This window comes from Pseudomonas sp. GW822-FHT04C11 (assembly GCF_058800905.1).
Window position 1 is genome coordinate 65,625 of record NZ_JBXAMS010000009.1, and the last position, 17,864, is coordinate 83,488.

Genomic DNA, 17,864 nt, shown 5'->3' on the forward strand with positions numbered 1-17,864 from the left:
GGTGGCTTTTGTGCGACGTGGGTTGATGCGTGTCAGAAATGGTTCAGCAGCATCGCGTAATGACAGTGGCGAGGGAGCAAGCTCCCTCGCCACAGGGATTGCGTTACGGCAACTCGCGACTGGCGTAGAAAGCGCTCAGCACTTTGACCAGGTGCGCCAGGTCATGGCTGCCGCACAGCTCGCGGATCGAGTGCATGGCAAACGTCGGCAGGCCGATGTCCACGGTGCGTACGCCCAAATGGCTGGCGGTGATCGGGCCGATGGTCGAACCACAGCCCATGTCGCTGCGCACCACGAAGCTTTGCACCGGAACTTCTTCGGCCATGCACAGATGACGGAAGAACCCTGCGGTTTCGCTATTGGTGGCGTAGCGCTGGTTGCTGTTGACCTTGATTACCGGGCCGGCGTTGAGTTTCGGGCCGTGATTGGCGTCGTGTTTGTCGGCGTAGTTGGGGTGTACGCCGTGGGCGTTGTCGGCTGAGACCAGCAGCGATTTCTGAATGGTGCGGACGAACTCGTCACCCTCAGGCAGCAGACGACGCAGGGTTTGTTCGAGCATCGGGCCGTCGGCACCGCATGCCGAGCAGGAGCCGACTTCTTCGTGGTCGTTGCACACCAGCACGCAGGTTTCATCGGTTTCAGCTGTCAGCAAGGCTTGCAGGCCGGCGTAGCACGACAGCAGGTTGTCCAGGCGCGCACCGGCAATGAAGTCGCCATGCAGGCCGATGACGGCAGCACTTTGGGTGTCGTAGAAGCTCAGCTCGTAATCGAGCACCACGTCGGCGTTCAGGCCGTGTTCCCGGGCCAATTGATCGGTGAGTACGGCGCGGAAGTCCACACGCTCGTCACCGGCAAATTGCGCGAGGATCGGCGGCAGTTCGGTCTGTGCGTTGATCGCCCAGCCCATGTTGGCTTCACGGTTGAGGTGAATGGCCAGGTTGGGAATGGTGGCGATCGGTGCCTTGAAGTCGATCAGTTGGCTTTCGACCTTGCCGTCGCGGCGAAAGGTCACGCGACCGGCCAGCGACAGGTCACGGTCAAACCAGGGGGCGAGCAATGCGCCGCCATAGACTTCGACGCCCAACTGCCAGAAACCCTGACGCTGCAGTTCAGGTTGTGGCTTGACTCGCAGGCATGGGCTATCGGTGTGAGCGCCAACCAGGCGGATGCCATCGTACAGAGGGGAATTGCGGCCCATCTTGATGGCAACGATCGAGGAGTCGTTGCGCGTGACGTAGTAGCGACCATTGGCTTCGGTGGTCCAGGGCTCGCGCTCGTCAAGGCGCTGATAACCCGCCGCTTCCAGGCGCTGAACAAGGCTGGCGGTGGCATGGAATGGGGTAGGGGAGGCCTTGAGGAAGTCGATCAGGCCTTGGTTCAACTCTTCGCGCATAAGTAGCTCCAGACAGCAGTGCCGCGAGTTTAACGTATTGGCTCGGGGCATTGGGCAAGTGCTTTGATAACACTGTCACGAGGCAGGCCCGCTAGCTCGTTTCGGATAATCGCTTTTTCAGATAAGCAATGATTGCCTGCTTGTCGCCTGGCTTTGTCGGCTTGGGTAATAGTTTTGGCCAGTGCCCCTGGCCCAGTGGCAAGAGCTTTTTCTTTTGGTTCTCGTCCCAACGCAGAATTTCCCGAGACGCGCTTTCCCACCACTCATGTCGACAGACCGCGTAATACGGGTGATCTGGCGCGGCACTTCCATACAGAAGATCGCGACCGACTTTTCTCAAGCTTCCACGCTTATTGCGCAGTTTCCATTTGATTTTCAGGCGCCGCCAGGCTGAAGGGAACGGTTTGCTGCGAGGGACCTCAAGGCAAAGCTCGAGCAACTGCGGGCGAAACTGTTCGCCATGCAAGGCAAAGAAGTGCTTTTGCATGGCATGAAAGAATCTTTTTTCGGCAAAGTAGTGGTAGATGAACTTCTTCGCTTCCTGCACGGGTTTGTCACGCATGGCGAATGACAGGGCAATTTGTTCGATTGTATGGATATCGAACGAGCCTTGAGTCCATTCGTCGATCAGCTTGATCGTCTCTTCCAGTAACGGCGTATCGCTGTCCGTGACGCCGCACAGACCACTGTTGTAAAGCTTGAAACTGTTGTCGGAGCTGATGCCATGGGCTTGCAGGCACGTGCCGAGCTTCACGTAGTCCGGACGTTTGCAGACGTAGCTCCAGTCGTACTCGAAACAATCCATCAGATACTGCTGAGGCTGAATTCGTTTGAGGATCAGGTTGGGGTCTTCGAGGAACAGCGTGTCGGTATCAACAAACAGGGTTTTTTCCGCCAGCTTCAACCCGGCAGCAATGGCACAGGCCTTGCGGCGATGGTGGTAACCGTTCTCGCCTTGCCATGAGGTCAAGGTCTGCTGATCCAGGGCCAGGGTTTCAACAGGCCAGCCGGCATAGTCTTCAGGTCTGTCGGTAAAGATCCTGATGCACAGGGGCTCGCCTTTCCTGAGCTGCGACAAAGCGGTCAGAATACTGAATTTGGCTTCTCTGCGGTAAACGTCCTGGTCGCCATACACCAGGTACAGCAACTGTTGCGGCGCTTTTGCCAGAGCGGTTGAGTCGGGGGCTTTATGCGTCACCGGGTTCCATGTCCTTACGATTGTCGATGGCTGCTGCGACGGGCTGCTCACTAGTGTTCAAAACGGTGCCGGGCACTCGAAGCGCAAGCGTTCGCCACTTTGCGGGTGGGTGAAGCTGAGCATGCTGGCGTGCAGGCACAGGCGCGGCCAGGCAGCCAGGGCTTGCGGGTGAGCGTAAAGCCCGTCACCCAACAACGGATGACCGATGGAGAGCATGTGCACGCGCAACTGATGCGAGCGGCCGGTAATCGGCGTCAGTTCCACCCGGCACCAGTCGCCGCAACGTTCCAGCACGCGCCAGAAGGTCAGTGCATGCTTGCCGAACTCATGGTCCACCACGTGGCGGGGTTTGGTCGGCGGGTCGTAGCGCAACGGCAAATCAATGCTGCCGCTGTCCAGTTCCGGTTGGCCCCAGCACAGTGCGGTGTAGGCTTTTTCGGTTTCGCGGTCGTGAAACTGTCGAGACAGTTCGCGATGGGTATCGGGGTCGCGGGCCAGCAGGATGATCCCGGAGGTTTCCCAGTCCAGTCGATGGACGATGCGCGCTTCCGGGTAGCCGTTTTCTTGCAGGCGGGTGATCAGGCAGTCCTTGTTGTCATCGGCGCGACCGGGCACGGAGAGCAGCAGGGTAGGCTTGTCCACCACCAGTACGGCGGCGTCCTGATGGATGATGCGGATATTCGACAGCGGCATTAAAACAGCCTCGTAACAAACGCCAACGGCGGCTCAGGTCCTCTCCGTTGCTGGAAAGGACCTGAGCCGCCGTGGCTCCAGCCGGATCGACTCAGCGATCAGGCAGGGTGATATTGAGTTCCAGAATCGAGCAGCTGCCCTGGTTTTCCAGTGCGACGTGCACGTCATCGGACCCGATATTGACGTACTTGCGGATCACCTCGACCAGTTCCTTCTGCAAGGCCGGCAGGTAATCTGGGGTACTGCGTTGGCCGCGTTCATGCGCCACGATGATCTGTAGACGCTCTTTCGCTACCGACGCGGTGCTTACTTTTTTGTTGGCACGAAAGAAGTCAAAAAGATTCATTATCTACCTCCAAACAGGCGCTCGAAGAATCCCTTCTTCTCAACGTCAAGGAACCGGTGTTGCACGGTTTTGCCCAGCAGACGATCGACGGCATCGCTGTACGCCTGACCGGCGTCGCTTTGGTCGTCGAGAATCACTGGCACGCCTTGGTTGGAAGCCTTGAGTACGGCTTGCGATTCCGGAATCACACCCAGCAGGGTGACCGCCAGAATCTCTTTGACGTCTTCGACGCCGAGCATTTCGCCGTTGCTTACGCGCTCTGGGTTGTAGCGGGTCAGCAACAGGTGTTCCTTGATCGGGTCTTCGCCGTTCTCGGCGCGACGCGACTTGCTGGCCAGCAGGCCAAGCATGCGGTCCGAGTCACGAACCGAGGAGACTTCCGGGTTGGTCACGACAATCGCTTCGTCAGCGAAATACATGGCCAGGTGGGCGCCTTTCTCGATACCCGCCGGAGAATCGCAGACCACGAACTCGAAGTCTTCTTTAAGTGCCATGAGCACTTTTTCCACGCCTTCTACGGTCAGCGCGTCTTTGTCGCGGGTCTGACTGGCGGCCAGCACGTAGAGGTTTTCCAGGCGCTTGTCTTTGATCAGGGCTTGCTGCAGGTTGGCTTCGCCGTTGACCACGTTGACGAAGTCGTACACCACGCGACGCTCGCAACCCATGATCAGGTCGAGGTTACGCAGGCCGACGTCGAAGTCGACGATAACTGTTTTGTGACCGCGCAGAGCGAGGCCGGTACCGATAGCGGCGCTGGTGGTGGTCTTACCCACACCACCCTTGCCGGATGTAACCACGAGAATCTTGGCCAAGGTGTTTCACCCCTAAGGAAAAAGGACTTTTAGCCCCTGAAAAACATCTCCTGAAAACTACTGCAGTCGGACAGCCTTGGCTGGAATCCGGTGTTGGGCGGGGTTTACCTCGGGTAAACGCTGCCTTGCGCCATTTTCCTACTTCGTTTGAGCCGTTTTCGCTACGTTTTAGAGATGCTTGGAAAATGCGGCAGTATCCGTTAAAGCCGAATGATGTTCAACACGTCACCCGACAGGCTGACTTGTACACCGGCGCCCCACAGCGGATCGCGGCGCAGATCTTCGGAAACCTTGTAATGACCGGCGATAGAGAGTAGTTCAGCGCTCAATTGCTGACAGAAAATCCGTGCCTTGGAGTCACCCTTCACACCGGCCAGCGCACGACCGCGCATCGGTCCGTATACATGGATGTTGCCATCGGCGAGAAGTTCCGCCCCCGGGCTGACCGAGGAAACCACTACCAAATCGCCACCTTGAGCATAAATCTGCTGGCCGCCACGTACTGGCGAAGTGATTATTCGGGTCGGTTTGATGGTCGGCTCCGGCGGTTTTTCCGGTTTTTTCCTGACTTCGCCTTCGTGCGGGTCAAGTGCTCGTTCGCGCGCGCCAGACGGCGGCAGCACCGGCAGGTCGACGGCAATGGCGGCGGCGATGTCTTCGATGCGACTGGCGCGGATGGCCAGCGTGCGCAAGCCATGGTGTCGGCAAACACGCATCAGCGCAGGCAGGTCGACCGCGCCTTCAGTGGCCGGGAGTTTGTCCAGGGCCAGCACCAGCGGCGCATTGCTGAAAAAGTTAGGCGCCAGGGCGACCTTCGCAGCCAGTTGTCGGTCGAGGCTTTCGAGGTCATTGCGGGCCAGTTCCAGCACCGTAATGGCGAGCATGCTGCCCTTCAACTGGAACACGGGATCTTGGTCTAGCGGTTCGGTTTGGCTCATGGTCGGCATAAAACGGCTTGTCACTAAAAGTGCCGAGACTTATAACGAGAACGCCCGTAAGCCGCAAGCCGGGTCGAACCGATGTAGAATGCGCGGCCTTGTTGTCTGTCCGGAATCGTTAATGGATCGCCCGCAATTTCGAGCTGCATTTTTTCATCCACGTTTTTGGCTGCTATGGTGCGGTCTAGGGCTGTTGTGGCTGATCGTACAGCTGCCGTATCCGCTGCTGCTGCGTATTGGTCGCCTGCTGGGTAGCGGGATGTATCGGGTTGCCACCGATCGTCGGCGCATCGCCAAACGTAACCTTGAACTGTGTTTCCCGGAAAAAACACCTGCCGAGCGCAAGCGTCTGCTCAAGGAAAACTTCGCCTCGACCGGCATTGCCTTCTTCGAGATGGCCATGAGCTGGTGGTGGTCCCGCGCGCGCCTGGCACGCCTGGCCCAGGTCGAAGGGCTGGAGCACCTCAAACAGGCTCAACGCGATGGCAAGGGTGTGATCCTGATGGCGTTGCACTTCACCACGCTGGAAATCGGCGCGGCGTTGCTCGGCCAGCAGCACACCATCGACGGCATGTACCGCGAACATAAAAACCCGCTGTTCGATTTCATTCAGCGGCGCGGTCGCGAGCGGCATAACCTCGACTCGCTGGCGGTCGAGCGCGATGACGTACGCGGCATGCTCAAGTTGCTGCGCGCTGGCCGGGCCATCTGGTACGCACCGGATCAGGACTACGGCGCCAAGCAAAGTATCTTCGTGCCGTTGTTCGGCATTATGGCGGCAACCGTTCCCGCCACCAGCAAGTTTGCCAAGCTGGGCAAGGCGCTGGTGGTGCCGTTCACCCAGGAACGCCTGGCCGACGGCAGTGGCTACCGCCTGGTGATCCATGCGCCGCTGAACAACTTTCCGGGTGAAAGTGACGAAGCTGACTGCATCCGGATCAACCAGTGGGTCGAAGGTTGCGTGCGCAATTGTCCTGAGCAATACCTCTGGACCCATCGACGCTTCAAGAGCCGTCCGCCCGGCGAGCCGAAATTGTATGCCAAGCGCGGTTGAATCCATTTCGTCAGACTAGATTGAAAGCCCCAAGCACCATGGAGTGTTGCGATGAGTTCAGGTGAGCCGGTTACAGGTTTGATTCTTTCCGGCGGCGGGGCTCGGGCGGCGTATCAGGTCGGGGTGCTGGCAGCGATAGCCGAGCTGCTGCCGGCAGGTTCCGCCAATCCGTTCCCGGTGATCGTCGGCACTTCGGCCGGGGCGATCAATGCGGTCAGCCTGGCCAGCGGGGCGACGGACTTTACCGCGGCCATCCAGCGGTTGACCGCGTTCTGGCAGGGCTTTCGCAGTGACCTGGTGTTACGTAGCGATTGGCCAGGAGTCATCAGCCAGGCGACTCGGTTTGTCAGTCACAGCCTGTTGGGGATTGGCGCAAAAGTGCCGGTGGCGCTGGTCAACAGCTCACCGCTGCGCAATTTGTTGAACGACAAGCTGCAGCTGTCCGGCATCAATGAAGCCATCGCACAAAAACAATTGCACGCAGTCGCCGTAACCGCATTCGGTTATGAGTCCGGGCAAGCCGTGACCTTCTATCAGGGGGGCCGGAGCATCGATGCCTGGCTTCGCCATCGGCGTATCGGCGTACCGACTCAATTGACTGTCGACCATTTGCTTGCCAGTTCGGCGATCCCGTTGCTGTTTGCGCCCGTGAAGATCGGCAACGAGTACTTCGGCGACGGTGCGGTGCGTCAGTCGGCGCCGATCAGCCCGGCCCTGCACCTGGGGGCGAGCAGGGTGCTGGTGGTGGGCGTCAGTGGCAACCCGCGCGGCGTTGACCCTGATAATCCGTTGCAGCGCACCTACACCGGTCAGCAACCCTCGTTGGCGCAGATTGGTGGGCACCTGCTCAACAGTACGTTCATTGACAGCCTGGAGAGCGACATCGAGCTGTTGCAACGCTTGAACGAGTTCAGTCACTTGTTACCGGCAAATACCGCGGCCCGCAGCCTCGGCGTGGCACCGGTGGACGTGTTGGTGATTGCTCCGAGTCAGCCGATCGATGAAATCGCCGCACGGCATCGACAAGAGCTGCCAGCCGCGTTGCGACTGTTCTTGCGCGGGCCGGGTGCGACCAGGACCAGCGGTGCCGGGGTGCTGAGTTATCTGCTGTTCGAGGCGGGGTATTGCAGCGAGTTGATCGAGCTTGGCCGCCGCGATGCCTTGGCCAAGCGCGAAGAGTTGTGCCGGTTTTTGGGGCTGGAAGAGCCGGCAATTCTGGCTTGAGATCGGCGGCGCGGCTATCGCGGGCAAGCCTTGCTCCTACAAATCTATGTCACACCCCAGATCCGTAGGAGCAAAGCTTGCTCGCGATGGCGTCCTTGCAGATGCAAAACTCAGGCAGTCAACCGATCATCGCGAAAATCACGCAATGCCTGTTCGATCTCCTCCCGGGTATTCATCACGAACGGCCCGTACTGCACGATCGGCTCGCCCAGTGGTTTACCGGCAATCAACAGCACTCGGGCTCCAGACTCGCTGCTCAGTTGCAGCTCACCTTCATCCGACAAACGGACCAGTTTGCTGACGCCGATACTCTGGGTTTGTCCCGGCAACTCCACGCTGCCGTCATACACGTAAAGCAGTGCCCGATGCCGATCCGGCAGTTTCGGTGTGATGCGGCTGCCGGCCGGTAGATGGAAGTCAAAGTAATACGGCTCGGTATCTGGCCGTTGTACCGCACCGGTTTGCTTGACTGTGCCGTCGTCGAATAGACCGGCGATCACTACCACCTCGACGCCTTGCGCGGTTTTCAGCTGTGGAATGTCTGCCGGCTGAATGTCCCGATAGCTGGCCGGATCGAGCTTGTGCTTGCCTGGCAGGTTCAGCCACAGCTGGAAGCCGCGCATCACGCCTTTTTCCTGCTCCGGCATCTCGCTGTGGATGATGCCCTTGGCGGCGGTCATCCATTGCACGCCACCGCCTTCCAGCAAACCGACGTTACCCAGATGGTCCTCATGACGCATGCGCCCTTCGAGCATGTAGGTCACGGTTTCGAAGCCACGGTGCGGGTGGGGTGGGAAGCCGGCAATGTAGTCGTCGGGATTTTCCGAGCCGAACTCGTCGAGCATCAGGAACGGGTCGAAGCGTTCGACGCCTGCGCCACCAAATACCCGGGTCAGCTTGACCCCGGCGCCGTCGGACGCAGGTTGGCCGGTATGCAGGCTAAGCACTTTGCGAAATTGAGTCATCGGTGCAACTCCTCGATCAGAGTGGAATGGCGCCATGCTATGCCAGACGGACTGATCAATGGTTGCGAATTTTGCGGAGGTTTAATCGGGTTGTTCGATGTGTTGGCGGCAAAGCAAAAGACCGCAGCCGGCGCCGGCCCCTACACTCGATGCGCTTATGTAGGAGCTGGCGAAGCCTGCGATCTTTCAACCCTGGATCAGAAGTGGTACTTCACCAGCAGGCTCGTGGCGCTCTGATTGGTGGTGAAGTCCTTCGTGTCTTCGATGGCGTATTTGTTTTTCCAGTAATCGTACTCGACACCGACGTACAGCTGCTTCTCGCCCCAATGCAAGGCTTTGCCCAGGTCGTATTTGATCTGCGGGTTGAAGTGCAGGTTGGCGTGGTAGGTGCCTTGGCTGTTCTTGTCGTTGTCGACCACCCAGTCCATGAACCCGTCGATCAGCACGCTGGAGCTGCCCACCGGGATGGTGTAGGACCACACCGGAGTGATCTGCCAGATGTTGTTACCCGGGCGTTTGTCGTCGGTGTGGCGATTGTAGAAGTTCAGCTGGAAGTAATCGAAACCGGGAATGGCCAGGTCGAAACCCGGACCGATCAGGTAGGAGTTGACGTCGCCTTCGCCGGTTTCGTAGGTCATGGCCAGCAGGACGTCCTTGATCGGGCCGAACTCGAGTTTCTGGTCGAAGATCTTGCCGAACGACAGACGCGGGCTGAACTCACCGTAGTACGTGTTATTACCGAGGTAAGCGTCAGGTTTACCGTTGTAGAAAATCTTGTCGATGAACAGGAAGTTGTCCCCGTATTTCCAGGCATCGGCGTGCTCGAAGGTCACGGTTTGCTGGATGCTCGGGTTGACTTTGAAGTCTTTGCCATAGAGATAGGTCAGGCTGTTGTTCTGCCACTGCAGCAGGTCGCCGGCCATTGCCTGCCCCCCAGCCAGCAAGGATCCAGCGAGCATCAGGCTAGTGCACGTACGGTTCATTCGGTTGCTCCCAAAGTAAGTAGTTCCACGTTTTTTTTTAAGTCGGCGCTCTGCTGTGGCGCCTGTTTTTCGTTGCTGTAAACGATCATCCGGTCGGTCGGTTTCAGCGCTCCGGCGAGCGCTGAGTCAAGGCTTTTAGAACGCGAAAGAATGCCTGCTCGGCTGTTCGGAAACAGTCGATCAAGCGTCCGTTCGGTTTTTATTGGAGTGTGCCGCGTGACCGTCAAGAGCCTGGATAAGCTGGCTATCTGGTCAGGAATTAATCCCGGGCTTTTTTTTAGAGCCGATTCAGGCGGCCTCGGAGAATACTGACTCGCGCACCATGGCTCAAGCGCCCCGCAACGGAGCGCCGCTATCAAGTTTGTCACTGTGTTGCTCCTCGAATGTTTTTATTGTTAAGGCGCAGACAGCCGCTGACGGCGACCGGACGTATCGCCGGCCGGTCTGTCATGCGGGTATTTCGTGTCACGGGTGAAACCGGATAACGATGGAAGGACGGGCGGACCGTCCGCTTATCCGTCAGTGCTGATGAGCGTGGCACTCGTTGTTGGTGGCTCGTTCTGCGCCGCCGAGGATGTTGAACAGCAGGTTCAACGAGAGGGCGCTGAGGGTCGCCATGGCAATGCCGCTGTGGGTGATCGGGCTCATCCACAACGGCAAGTGGGCGAAGAATTTCGGACGAACCACCGGGATCAGCCCCATGCCGATACTCACCGCCACCAGCAATTGGTTGCGACGGTCGGCGATGTCGGCTTCCTGGAGAATCTTGATCCCGGTAGCCGCGACCATGCCGAACATCGCAATCGCCGCGCCGCCGAGTACCGCCGGTGGAATCGATGCCACCAGAAAGGCCGCTTTGGGCAGCAGGCTCAGTACCACCAGCAAGCCACCGGCAACGATGGTCACCGAGCGGCAGCGCACGCCGGTCATTTGCACCAGGCCGATATTCTGGGCAAACGAGGAATGGGTGAACGTGTTGAAGAACCCGGCGAAGAATGACGCGCCGGCATCACACAGCAAACCGCGGCGGAGCATCCGTGGGCAGACTTCCTGGCCGGTAATCTTGCCCAGGGCGAGGAACATTCCGGTGGACTCGACGAAGATGATCACCACCACCAGACACATTGAAAGGATCGGCGCGAGATGGAATTGCGGCATGCCGAAATGCAGCGGGGTGACGATTTGCACCCACGGCGCCTGCGCCATGCCGCTGAGGTCGACCATGCCGATCAGGCCGCAGAGGATGTAACCCAGGCCCATGCCGATCAGTACCGAAATGTTCACCCAGAAACCGCGCATGAAGCGGTGGATCAGCAAGATGGTGCCCAGCACCAGCGCGGCGATGGTCAGGTAGACGGGGGAGCCGAATTGCGCGGCAGCGTTGCCGCCACCCGCCCAGTTCACGGCCACGGGGAACAGCGACAAACCGATCGAGGTGATGACCGTGCCGGTCACCAGCGGCGGGAAGAACCGCACCACCTTGGACATGAACGGCGCGATGAGCATGCCGAAGAACCCGGCGGCGATGGTCGCGCCGAAGATCCCTTGCAGGCCGATGCCAGGCATGCCAGCCATTGCTACCATGCTGCCGACCGCCGCGAAACTGGCGCCCATCATCACCGGCATGCGAATGCCCATGGGACCGATACCCAGTGATTGCACGACGGTTGCGATGCCGGCGACCAGCAGGTCGGCGTTGATCAGGAAGGCGATTTCTTCACGACTCAGGCCAGCGGCCTGTCCGATGATCAGTGGCACCGCGATGGCTCCGCCGTACATCAGCAGAACGTGTTGCAGGCCGACCAGAATCAGTTGCAACAGCGGCAGTCGTTGAATCGCGGGTGCGTCGGGGATGCGTGCTTCGGATGACACGGACATGCAACACCTCGGATCTTTTTTATTCTTGTGATTTTGTGCATCAGGTGGACCTGTGGCGAGGGAGCTTGCTCCCGCTGGGTCGCGAAGCGGCCCCGCTTTTCTCCAGGAAGAAAGGGGACTGCTGCGCAGTCCAGCGGGAGCAAGCTCCCTCGCCACAAAAGCCTGCTTGTCACAGGCTTTTGTATTGCTTAATTGGTTCGGGCTCCCTGATTGATCCAGGCGCCGATCAGGTCACGTTCCTGCTGGGTCATCTGCGTGATGTTGCCCAACGGCATGATCTGGCTGGCGACAGCCTGGGCCTGGATCCGCGGGGCCAATTGCTGGATCTGTTGCGGGGTATCGAACATCACGCCAGCGGGTGCCGCGCTGAACAGCGGGCTGGTCGGTTTGGCCGAATGGCAGACCGCACAACGTTCCTGAATCACGCTGTGTACCTTGCTGAAGTCCGGACCGCTTGCCGTCGAAGCTTGCGCCGGTGCCGCAGCGGCGGCCGGAGCGGCTGGTGCTGCTTCAGCGGGTTTGGCGCCACCGCCGAGGGCGGTTTCGGGCAGCGGTTGGTACTCGATCTTCGCCGGTGCCTTGGCCACTTCCGGGGTGTTCATCGGCGCTGGGCCGGTGACGTAGGCCAGGCAGATCATGCCTACTGCCGCGACAGGCAGGGTCCAGGCGAACTTGTGGCTTTCGTGGCGGGTGTTGAAATAGTGACGCACCAACACCGCGAGTACCGCGATCCCGGCCAGGATCAACCAGTTGTACTGGCTGCCGTAAGTGCTCGGGAAGTGGTTGCTGATCATGATGAACAGTACCGGCAAGGTGAAGTAGTTGTTGTGCCGTGAACGCAGCAAACCCTTGGCTGGCAGTGCCGGATCCGGCGTGCGGTTCTCGGCGATGGCCGCCACCAGTGCCCGTTGGGCCGGCATGATGATGCGGAACACGTTACCGACCATGATGGTGCCGATGATGGCGCCAACATGCAGGTACGCACCGCGACCGCTGAACACTTTGCTGAAGCCGTAAGCGGCGCCAATGATCAGCACGAACAGAATGAACCCGAGCAGGGCAGGGCGTTTACCCAGGGCCGAGTCGCACAGGAACGAGTAGATGAACCAGCCGATGAACAACGAGCCAAGACCGATGGCCACGCCTTCCGGTCCGCTCAGGCTGCTGCCCGGTGCCAGCAGGTACAGCGTCGGGTTGGAGTAGAACACCACGCACAGCAGCGCGATCCCCGACATCCAGGTGAAGTAGGCTTCCCATTTGAACCAGTGCAGGTTGTCCGGCATGGTCGGTGGGGCCAGTTTGTATTTCTCCAGGTGGTAGATCCCGCCACCGTGAATTGCCCAGAGATCGCCCGCCAGGCCGTTTTTCGGGTTGACCCGATTGAGGTTGTTTTCCAGCCAGACAAAGTAGAACGACGCGCCGATCCAGGCCACGCCAGTGATCATGTGAACCCAGCGCACGCTCAGGTTCAGCCATTCCAACAGATGTGCTTCCACAGTCTTTACCTCTCGCCTGTCACTCTTGTTGTCGAGTGATCAGACCTTCTCTTATTGGTGGGGGGCGAGGATCAAACGCTCATCCTCTTTGAAAAAATGCTCATCGCAGTTATTGCCTGTGCCACTGCGATCAACCACCAGGAAGTCATCCCGCTTTTCGATCGTCAGCACCGGGTGGTGCCAAACGCCGCGATGGTAATTAATGCCCTGCCTGCCGTTGGTGACGAAGGCGCGGACCAAGCCTGATACAGGTTCATCGCCAAGTGGCGCGACCACGATCAGAAAGGGGTTGCCGAGCAGCGGAATGAAAGCCTGGCTGCCCAGCGGATGGCGCTCCAGCATGCAGACGGTCAGCGGCATGTCCTGCGCGTCGGCGCGGAAGATGCTGATGATCGCCTTGTCTTCTGGCGTGGCGGTTTCCACCGTCGCCAGTTTGTGAAAGCGCATGGTCGAACCGTTGTTGATCATGAAGTGATCGCTGCCATCGGTTTCGATCACGTCACCGAAAGGGGCGAAGGCTTCTTTGGTCAGCGGTTCAATCGTCAATGTGCGCATGCTGGTCTTCTTAATCCAAAATTCTGTGTTGTTTATTGTGGCGAGGGAGCTTGCTCCCGCTGGACTGCGCAGCAGTCCCGATTCTTTTTAAACAAAGAGCGGGGCCGCTTCGCAGCCCAGCGCGAGCGTGCTCCCTCGCCACAGGTTCAGCGCTTATTTCGCGACTTTGCCTAGTACACGCAAGCGGCTCACGCCACCGTCCGGGAACACGTTCAGACGGATGTGGGTGATCGGGCCCAGGGCCTTGATCTGCTCGGCGAAGGTGTGTTCGGCGTGCATTTCCAGTTTCTGCGCTGGCAGCAATTCGCGCCAGAACAGCGACTGGGTTTCGATCTGGCTGTCGGTGCCGCCCTTGACGAACGCGCCCTGGATCGAGCAGGTGTCCGGGTAGTTGCCCTTGAAGTGCAGGGTGTCGACGATGATTTTTTCGATCTCGCCCGGGTGGCCCAGCGCGACGATGACCCAGTCATTGCCCGGAGTGCGACGACGTGCGGTTTCCCAGCCATCGCCCATATTGATGCCGCGACCCGGGTTGAGGATGTTGCTCATGCGACCGAAGTGTTCGTCGGAGCAAGCCAGGGCGCGACCGCCGTTCAGGGCTGCGGCCAGGTCAATTTGCTCGTTGTCGCCAACCGTCGACCAGTCGCGGTACGGAATGCCGTACACGCGCAGACGGGCGACACCGCCGTCCGGGTAGATGTTGAAGCGCAGGTGGCTGAAGGCCTGGTCGTTGTTGATTTCGTGGTAGTGGTGGCTGTTGCCTTGCAGCTCGACGGCCGACAGCACTTCAACCCACTGAGTGGTTTCAGTCGGCTCGCCGGAGGCCACGAAGCAGGCTTCCAGGGAGGCAGATGGCGGGTAGTTGCCGGTGAAGAATGAAGTGTCGATGTCCACGCCCTTGATCGAGCCTGGCACGCCGAGACGGATCACCGCGCTGTCGTAGCCTTCGAAGCGCTTGCGGCGCGATTCCCAGCCATCCATCCACTTGCCGTTGTCATCGAACACGCCTTCTTTCCATACGGCCGGGGTTGGCTGGAACAGGCGGTTGGCATCAGCGAACCAGTCATCGGTGACCGAGATGATTTTGGTGCCCAGGCGGGCGTCGGCCAGGTTGACGAACTTCTCGAAAGGTACGGCGTAAGCTTTCATTCTTCTTGTCTGCCTTTAATTGAAGTGGCTTGGGATGCTTGCAGGGCCCTGGGCGTTTTTCACGTTCATTCACGCTCGGGTCATGTTCGCTAAAGAGTCAGTAATCGGAACAGCGCAATCTTGTTGATCTCCGCCAGCGCGCATTTGAATTCGGTGTCTGCCGAGTTGTGAATGCGCGTTTCGAACGCAGCGAGGATCTGATGCCGGTTGCTGCCTTTTACCGCCATGATGAAGGGAAACTTGAACTTGGCTTTGTAGGCGTCGTTCAACTCGGTGAAGCGCTGGAACTCTTCGCTCGTGCATTGGTGAATACCGGCGCCAGCTTGCTCGTTGGTACTGGCTTCGGTCAGTTGGCCCTGGATGGCGGCTTTACCGGCCAGGTCCGGGTGAGCGTTGATCAAGGCCAGCTGGCTGGCGTGATCGGCACAGAGCAGGATATCGCTCATGCGCTGGTGCAGGGTTTCAATCTCGTCGATTGCCGCGTCCTGGCCCAAGTCGAAGGTTTTTTCGGCGACCCATGGCGAATGTTCGTAGATGTCGGCGAAGGCGTTGACGAAGGCGTCGCGGCTCAAGGTCGATGGCTTCAGGGTTTGGAAAGCAGTCATTTCGAAGCCCCTGGGTACGGATGGGTTGCGTGCCAGTGGCGGGCAATATCGACCCGGCGGCTGAACCAGACCTGCTCATGGCTTTTTGCGTATTCGATAAACCGCTTGAGTGCGGCCAGGCGGGCAGGGCGACCGATCAGGCGGCAGTGCAAACCGATGGAGAGCATTTTTGGCGATTCGGCACCTTCGGCGTAAAGCACGTCGAACGCGTCCTTGAGGTACTGGTAGAAATCGTCGCCCTTGTTGAAACCCTGAACCTGGGTGAAGCGCATGTCATTGGTGTCCAGGGTGTACGGAATCACCAGGTGCGGCTTGCCGGTCGGGTTGTTCGGCTCCCAGTACGGCAGGTCGTCGTCGTAGGTATCGCAGTCGTACAGGAAGCCGCCTTCTTCCATCACCAGCCGACGGGTGTTCGGCCCGGTACGGCCGGTGTACCAGCCCAGCGGGCGCTCGCCGCTGATTTCGGTGAGGATGCGGATCGCTTCGAGCATGTGCTCGCGTTCCTGTGCTTCGTCCATGTACTGGTAGTCGATCCAGCGATAGCCATGGCTGCAAATCTCGTGGCCGGCTTGAACCATGGCGCGGATCACGTCCGGGTGGCGCTGGGCGGCCATGGCCACGGCGAAGATGGTCAGCGGAATGTCGAATTCCTTGAACAGCTTGAGGATCCGCCAGACGCCGGCACGGCTGCCATACTCGTACAGCGACTCCATGCTCATGTTGCGCTCGCCTTGCAACGGCTGCGCCGAGACCATTTCCGAGAGGAAGGCTTCCGACTCTTTATCGCCGTGCAGGATGTTGCGCTCGCCGCCTTCCTCGTAATTGAGCACGAAGGACAAGGCAATGCGGGCATTGCCCGGCCAGTGTGGGTGGGGAGGGTTACTGCCGTAACCGATCAGGTCGCGTGGGTAGTCAGCGCTCACTGCAGTCTTCCTTCTTATTCGGGGTTACTTATTCGCGATAAGGGGTGTGTGGCGGCCTGAAGGTGAGGTGACAGGCTGGCGTCACAGCGATGGACTGATTGTATACAACTTTATATTCACTTTGTAAGCCTGATTTTTTGCATTTTTCATCAACTGTCATCTTTTCAGGGGGCTGCAAGAAACCTGCCTGAGTGGTCAGCTAATGGATGGAAGGTCCTCTGATCTTATGGTTCAGCGTCAGATTCGCCGAGAAACCATGGACGGCGAGTGCTGTGGTAAAAATGTCGTTTTTATTGTGTACAATTTTTTTAAAAAGTGTCTTAATCAGTCGCTTGCCGCCGCTTTTCGTGCTCCGAAAAGGTGCGGTCTCCTTTTTAACTGACTCCGGGAGGCGCGAGGCCTGGCTGCTGAAACGCAGGCAGGCGCGCAGAATCAATGGGACGTTTGACTACACACGTTTTGGACGCAGCACACGGTTGCCCGGGCAGCTCGATCAAGGTCGAGTTGTACCGCGTTGAGGGTTCGCAGCTGGAATTGGTCGCCAGTGCACTGACCAACAGCGACGGCCGTTGCGACGCACCCTTGTTGCAAGGCGATGACTACCGTTCCGGGGTTTATCAGCTGCAGTTTCATGCCGGCGATTACTACCGCGCGCGCGGTGTACAGCTGCCGGAGCCGGCCTTTCTGGATGTGGTGGTGCTGCGCTTCGGCATCTCGGCAGAGCAGGATCACTACCATGTGCCATTGTTGATTTCGCCCTACAGCTATTCGACCTACAGAGGAAGCTAGGACTTTCCCTCAGCTATCTTTCTCAGAAGCGACTGCGCATATAGCTTCTTTGGTCTTTCGCCCGCTCACACTGCGGGCTTTTTTTCGTCTTGAGAAATGTAGAGTCTGGGATGACGCCATCGCGGGCAAGCCTTGCTCCTACAGATCTTGAGTTGTTCTCGATATTTACGAACGACATAAATCTGTAGGAGCAAGGCTTGCCCGCGATGCTTTTAGCGGCTCAACAGGGAGGCAGCACCCGCGCCACTGAACAGCCCGGCACTGATCCGGTTGAACCAGCTCTGGCCCTTGCCGCTGCGCAGATACCGCGCCGCACCATGCGCACCGAGGCCGTAGGCCACCTTGCAGCACAGATCCAGCACGGTCCAGGTGGCGATCATGATCAGCAACTGCGGCAGGAAGGGTTGCTGTGCGCTCAAGAACTGCGGCAGGAAGGCGGCGAAGAACAGAATGTCTTTCGGGTTGCTGGCACCCAGCACGAACGCGCGCCCGAACAGTGCACGAAAGCGCGGTGTCGGCGCGGTCTGGGGCACTTCGGCGCCGACCGATGGCTGGCGCGATTGCTGCCAGCTTTGCCAGGCGAGGTAGAACAGGTACAGCGCGCCGACAATCTTCAGCGCACTGAAGAGTTGCTCCGAAGCCAGCAGCAGGGCGCCCAGACCCAATGCCGATGCGCTCAGCAGGCAGATCGAGGCAAATACGCCGCCGAGAAACGCCGGGTAAGAACGCCGCAGACCATAATTCAGACTGTTGCTGATCATCAGCAACGACAGTGGCCCCGGGATCAGGATCACCACCAGTGCAGCGCCGCTGAACAGCAGCCAGGTTTCCAGACTCATCACTTTCCTCCCTATGTGCAAAAG

At 59.0% G+C, this 17,864-nt stretch carries 18 protein-coding genes; 3 read left to right on the forward strand and 15 right to left on the reverse strand.

Features of this window, described 5'->3' with window-relative positions:
* Positions 1–103: 103 nt before the first annotated feature.
* From AC1RJ3_RS16520 to minC, 6 genes are all read right to left on the reverse strand, one after another.
* Positions 104–1,393: a M18 family aminopeptidase gene (locus tag AC1RJ3_RS16520; RefSeq protein ID WP_103319906.1), complete on the reverse strand. Its 1,290-nt coding sequence runs from the start codon at positions 1,391–1,393 to the stop codon at positions 104–106.
* A gap of 91 nt (positions 1,394–1,484) precedes the next feature.
* Positions 1,485–2,591, reverse strand: a complete 1,107-nt coding sequence (locus AC1RJ3_RS16525; RefSeq protein WP_103319909.1) for a hypothetical protein — start codon at positions 2,589–2,591, stop codon at positions 1,485–1,487.
* A gap of 57 nt (positions 2,592–2,648) precedes the next feature.
* Positions 2,649–3,284 carry an RluA family pseudouridine synthase gene (locus tag AC1RJ3_RS16530; protein WP_007940846.1) on the reverse strand — a complete coding sequence of 212 codons (636 nt, stop codon included), beginning with the start codon at positions 3,282–3,284 and terminating at the stop codon, positions 2,649–2,651.
* Between the two features lie 91 nt (positions 3,285–3,375).
* Entirely contained in the window at positions 3,376–3,630 is a 255-nt protein-coding gene (gene minE / locus AC1RJ3_RS16535; protein ID WP_019693048.1) for a cell division topological specificity factor MinE, read from the reverse strand.
* Positions 3,630–4,442 (reverse strand): septum site-determining protein MinD, encoded by an 813-nt coding sequence (minD, locus tag AC1RJ3_RS16540; RefSeq protein WP_054593514.1) that lies wholly within the window; start codon positions 4,440–4,442, stop codon positions 3,630–3,632. The genes minE and minD overlap by 1 nt, the downstream gene beginning before the upstream one ends.
* A gap of 200 nt (positions 4,443–4,642) precedes the next feature.
* On the reverse strand, positions 4,643–5,380 hold the full coding sequence (gene minC / locus AC1RJ3_RS16545; RefSeq protein ID WP_054598158.1) for a septum site-determining protein MinC: 738 nt from the start codon (positions 5,378–5,380) through the stop codon (positions 4,643–4,645).
* Positions 5,381–5,501: 121 nt separating this feature from the next.
* Here minC and AC1RJ3_RS16550 point away from each other — a divergent pair, with 121 nt between their 5' ends.
* Together AC1RJ3_RS16550 and AC1RJ3_RS16555 are read left to right on the forward strand one after the other, a co-directional pair.
* Positions 5,502–6,434 carry a lipid A biosynthesis lauroyl acyltransferase gene (locus AC1RJ3_RS16550; RefSeq protein WP_493079523.1) on the forward strand — a complete coding sequence of 311 codons (933 nt, stop codon included), beginning with the start codon at positions 5,502–5,504 and terminating at the stop codon, positions 6,432–6,434.
* A gap of 51 nt (positions 6,435–6,485) precedes the next feature.
* Positions 6,486–7,658, forward strand: coding sequence for a patatin-like phospholipase family protein (locus AC1RJ3_RS16555; RefSeq protein ID WP_493079524.1), 1,173 nt, complete (start codon positions 6,486–6,488; stop codon positions 7,656–7,658).
* A 110-nt stretch (positions 7,659–7,768) separates the two neighbouring features.
* Here AC1RJ3_RS16555 and AC1RJ3_RS16560 read toward each other — a convergent pair whose 3' ends face one another.
* The 8 genes from AC1RJ3_RS16560 to puuE form a co-directional block, all read right to left on the reverse strand.
* Positions 7,769–8,623, reverse strand: a complete 855-nt coding sequence (locus AC1RJ3_RS16560) for a pirin family protein (protein ID WP_493079525.1) — start codon at positions 8,621–8,623, stop codon at positions 7,769–7,771.
* 197 nt (positions 8,624–8,820) lie between these two features.
* On the reverse strand, positions 8,821–9,606 hold the full coding sequence (locus tag AC1RJ3_RS16565; RefSeq protein ID WP_347927713.1) for an outer membrane protein OmpK: 786 nt from the start codon (positions 9,604–9,606) through the stop codon (positions 8,821–8,823).
* A gap of 519 nt (positions 9,607–10,125) precedes the next feature.
* Positions 10,126–11,484: a nucleobase:cation symporter-2 family protein gene (locus tag AC1RJ3_RS16570; protein ID WP_493079526.1), complete on the reverse strand. Its 1,359-nt coding sequence runs from the start codon at positions 11,482–11,484 to the stop codon at positions 10,126–10,128.
* 188 nt (positions 11,485–11,672) lie between these two features.
* Entirely contained in the window at positions 11,673–12,980 is a 1,308-nt protein-coding gene (locus AC1RJ3_RS16575) for a urate hydroxylase PuuD (RefSeq protein ID WP_347927712.1), read from the reverse strand.
* 51 nt (positions 12,981–13,031) lie between these two features.
* Entirely contained in the window at positions 13,032–13,535 is a 504-nt protein-coding gene (locus AC1RJ3_RS16580) for an ureidoglycolate lyase (RefSeq protein ID WP_007898831.1), read from the reverse strand.
* A 153-nt stretch (positions 13,536–13,688) separates the two neighbouring features.
* The gene (gene alc, locus AC1RJ3_RS16585) at positions 13,689–14,684 is read right to left on the reverse strand and encodes an allantoicase (protein WP_347927711.1); all 996 of its coding nucleotides are present in this window, start codon (positions 14,682–14,684) and stop codon (positions 13,689–13,691) included.
* 89 nt (positions 14,685–14,773) lie between these two features.
* Complete coding sequence (gene uraD / locus AC1RJ3_RS16590) at positions 14,774–15,289, reverse strand: 2-oxo-4-hydroxy-4-carboxy-5-ureidoimidazoline decarboxylase (RefSeq protein WP_493079527.1); 516 nt, start codon at positions 15,287–15,289, stop codon at positions 14,774–14,776.
* Positions 15,286–16,212: an allantoinase PuuE gene (gene puuE / locus AC1RJ3_RS16595; protein ID WP_216742623.1), complete on the reverse strand. Its 927-nt coding sequence runs from the start codon at positions 16,210–16,212 to the stop codon at positions 15,286–15,288. Before puuE ends, uraD begins: the two co-directional genes overlap by 4 nt.
* A gap of 435 nt (positions 16,213–16,647) precedes the next feature.
* On the opposite strand from puuE, the gene uraH reads away from it, so the two are divergent.
* The gene (gene uraH, locus AC1RJ3_RS16600) at positions 16,648–17,001 is read left to right on the forward strand and encodes a hydroxyisourate hydrolase (RefSeq protein ID WP_095078352.1); all 354 of its coding nucleotides are present in this window, start codon (positions 16,648–16,650) and stop codon (positions 16,999–17,001) included.
* A gap of 212 nt (positions 17,002–17,213) precedes the next feature.
* On the opposite strand, the gene AC1RJ3_RS16605 is transcribed toward uraH, so the two are convergent.
* The gene (locus tag AC1RJ3_RS16605) at positions 17,214–17,840 is read right to left on the reverse strand and encodes a LysE family translocator (protein ID WP_054593504.1); all 627 of its coding nucleotides are present in this window, start codon (positions 17,838–17,840) and stop codon (positions 17,214–17,216) included.
* Between the last annotated feature and the right edge of the window lie 24 nt (positions 17,841–17,864).

Excerpts from the sequence above, each read along its gene's own strand:
- AC1RJ3_RS16520 (WP_103319906.1), bottom strand. The coding sequence starts at position 1,393 with ATGCGCGAAGAGTTGAACCAAGGCCTGATCGACTTCCTCAAGGCCTCC.
- AC1RJ3_RS16530 (WP_007940846.1), bottom strand. The coding sequence starts at position 3,284 with ATGCCGCTGTCGAATATCCGCATCATCCATCAGGACGCCGCCGTACTG.
- minE (WP_019693048.1), bottom strand. The coding sequence starts at position 3,630 with ATGAATCTTTTTGACTTCTTTCGTGCCAACAAAAAAGTAAGCACCGCG.
- minC (WP_054598158.1), bottom strand. The coding sequence starts at position 5,380 with ATGAGCCAAACCGAACCGCTAGACCAAGATCCCGTGTTCCAGTTGAAG.
- AC1RJ3_RS16550 (WP_493079523.1), top strand. The coding sequence starts at position 5,502 with ATGGATCGCCCGCAATTTCGAGCTGCATTTTTTCATCCACGTTTTTGG.
- AC1RJ3_RS16555 (WP_493079524.1), top strand. The coding sequence starts at position 6,486 with ATGAGTTCAGGTGAGCCGGTTACAGGTTTGATTCTTTCCGGCGGCGGG.
- AC1RJ3_RS16560 (WP_493079525.1), bottom strand. The coding sequence starts at position 8,623 with ATGACTCAATTTCGCAAAGTGCTTAGCCTGCATACCGGCCAACCTGCG.
- AC1RJ3_RS16565 (WP_347927713.1), bottom strand. The coding sequence starts at position 9,606 with ATGAACCGTACGTGCACTAGCCTGATGCTCGCTGGATCCTTGCTGGCT.
- AC1RJ3_RS16570 (WP_493079526.1), bottom strand. The coding sequence starts at position 11,484 with ATGTCCGTGTCATCCGAAGCACGCATCCCCGACGCACCCGCGATTCAA.
- AC1RJ3_RS16580 (WP_007898831.1), bottom strand. The coding sequence starts at position 13,535 with ATGCGCACATTGACGATTGAACCGCTGACCAAAGAAGCCTTCGCCCCT.
- alc (WP_347927711.1), bottom strand. The coding sequence starts at position 14,684 with ATGAAAGCTTACGCCGTACCTTTCGAGAAGTTCGTCAACCTGGCCGAC.
- uraD (WP_493079527.1), bottom strand. The coding sequence starts at position 15,289 with ATGACTGCTTTCCAAACCCTGAAGCCATCGACCTTGAGCCGCGACGCC.
- uraH (WP_095078352.1), top strand. The coding sequence starts at position 16,648 with ATGGGACGTTTGACTACACACGTTTTGGACGCAGCACACGGTTGCCCG.
- AC1RJ3_RS16605 (WP_054593504.1), bottom strand. The coding sequence starts at position 17,840 with ATGAGTCTGGAAACCTGGCTGCTGTTCAGCGGCGCTGCACTGGTGGTG.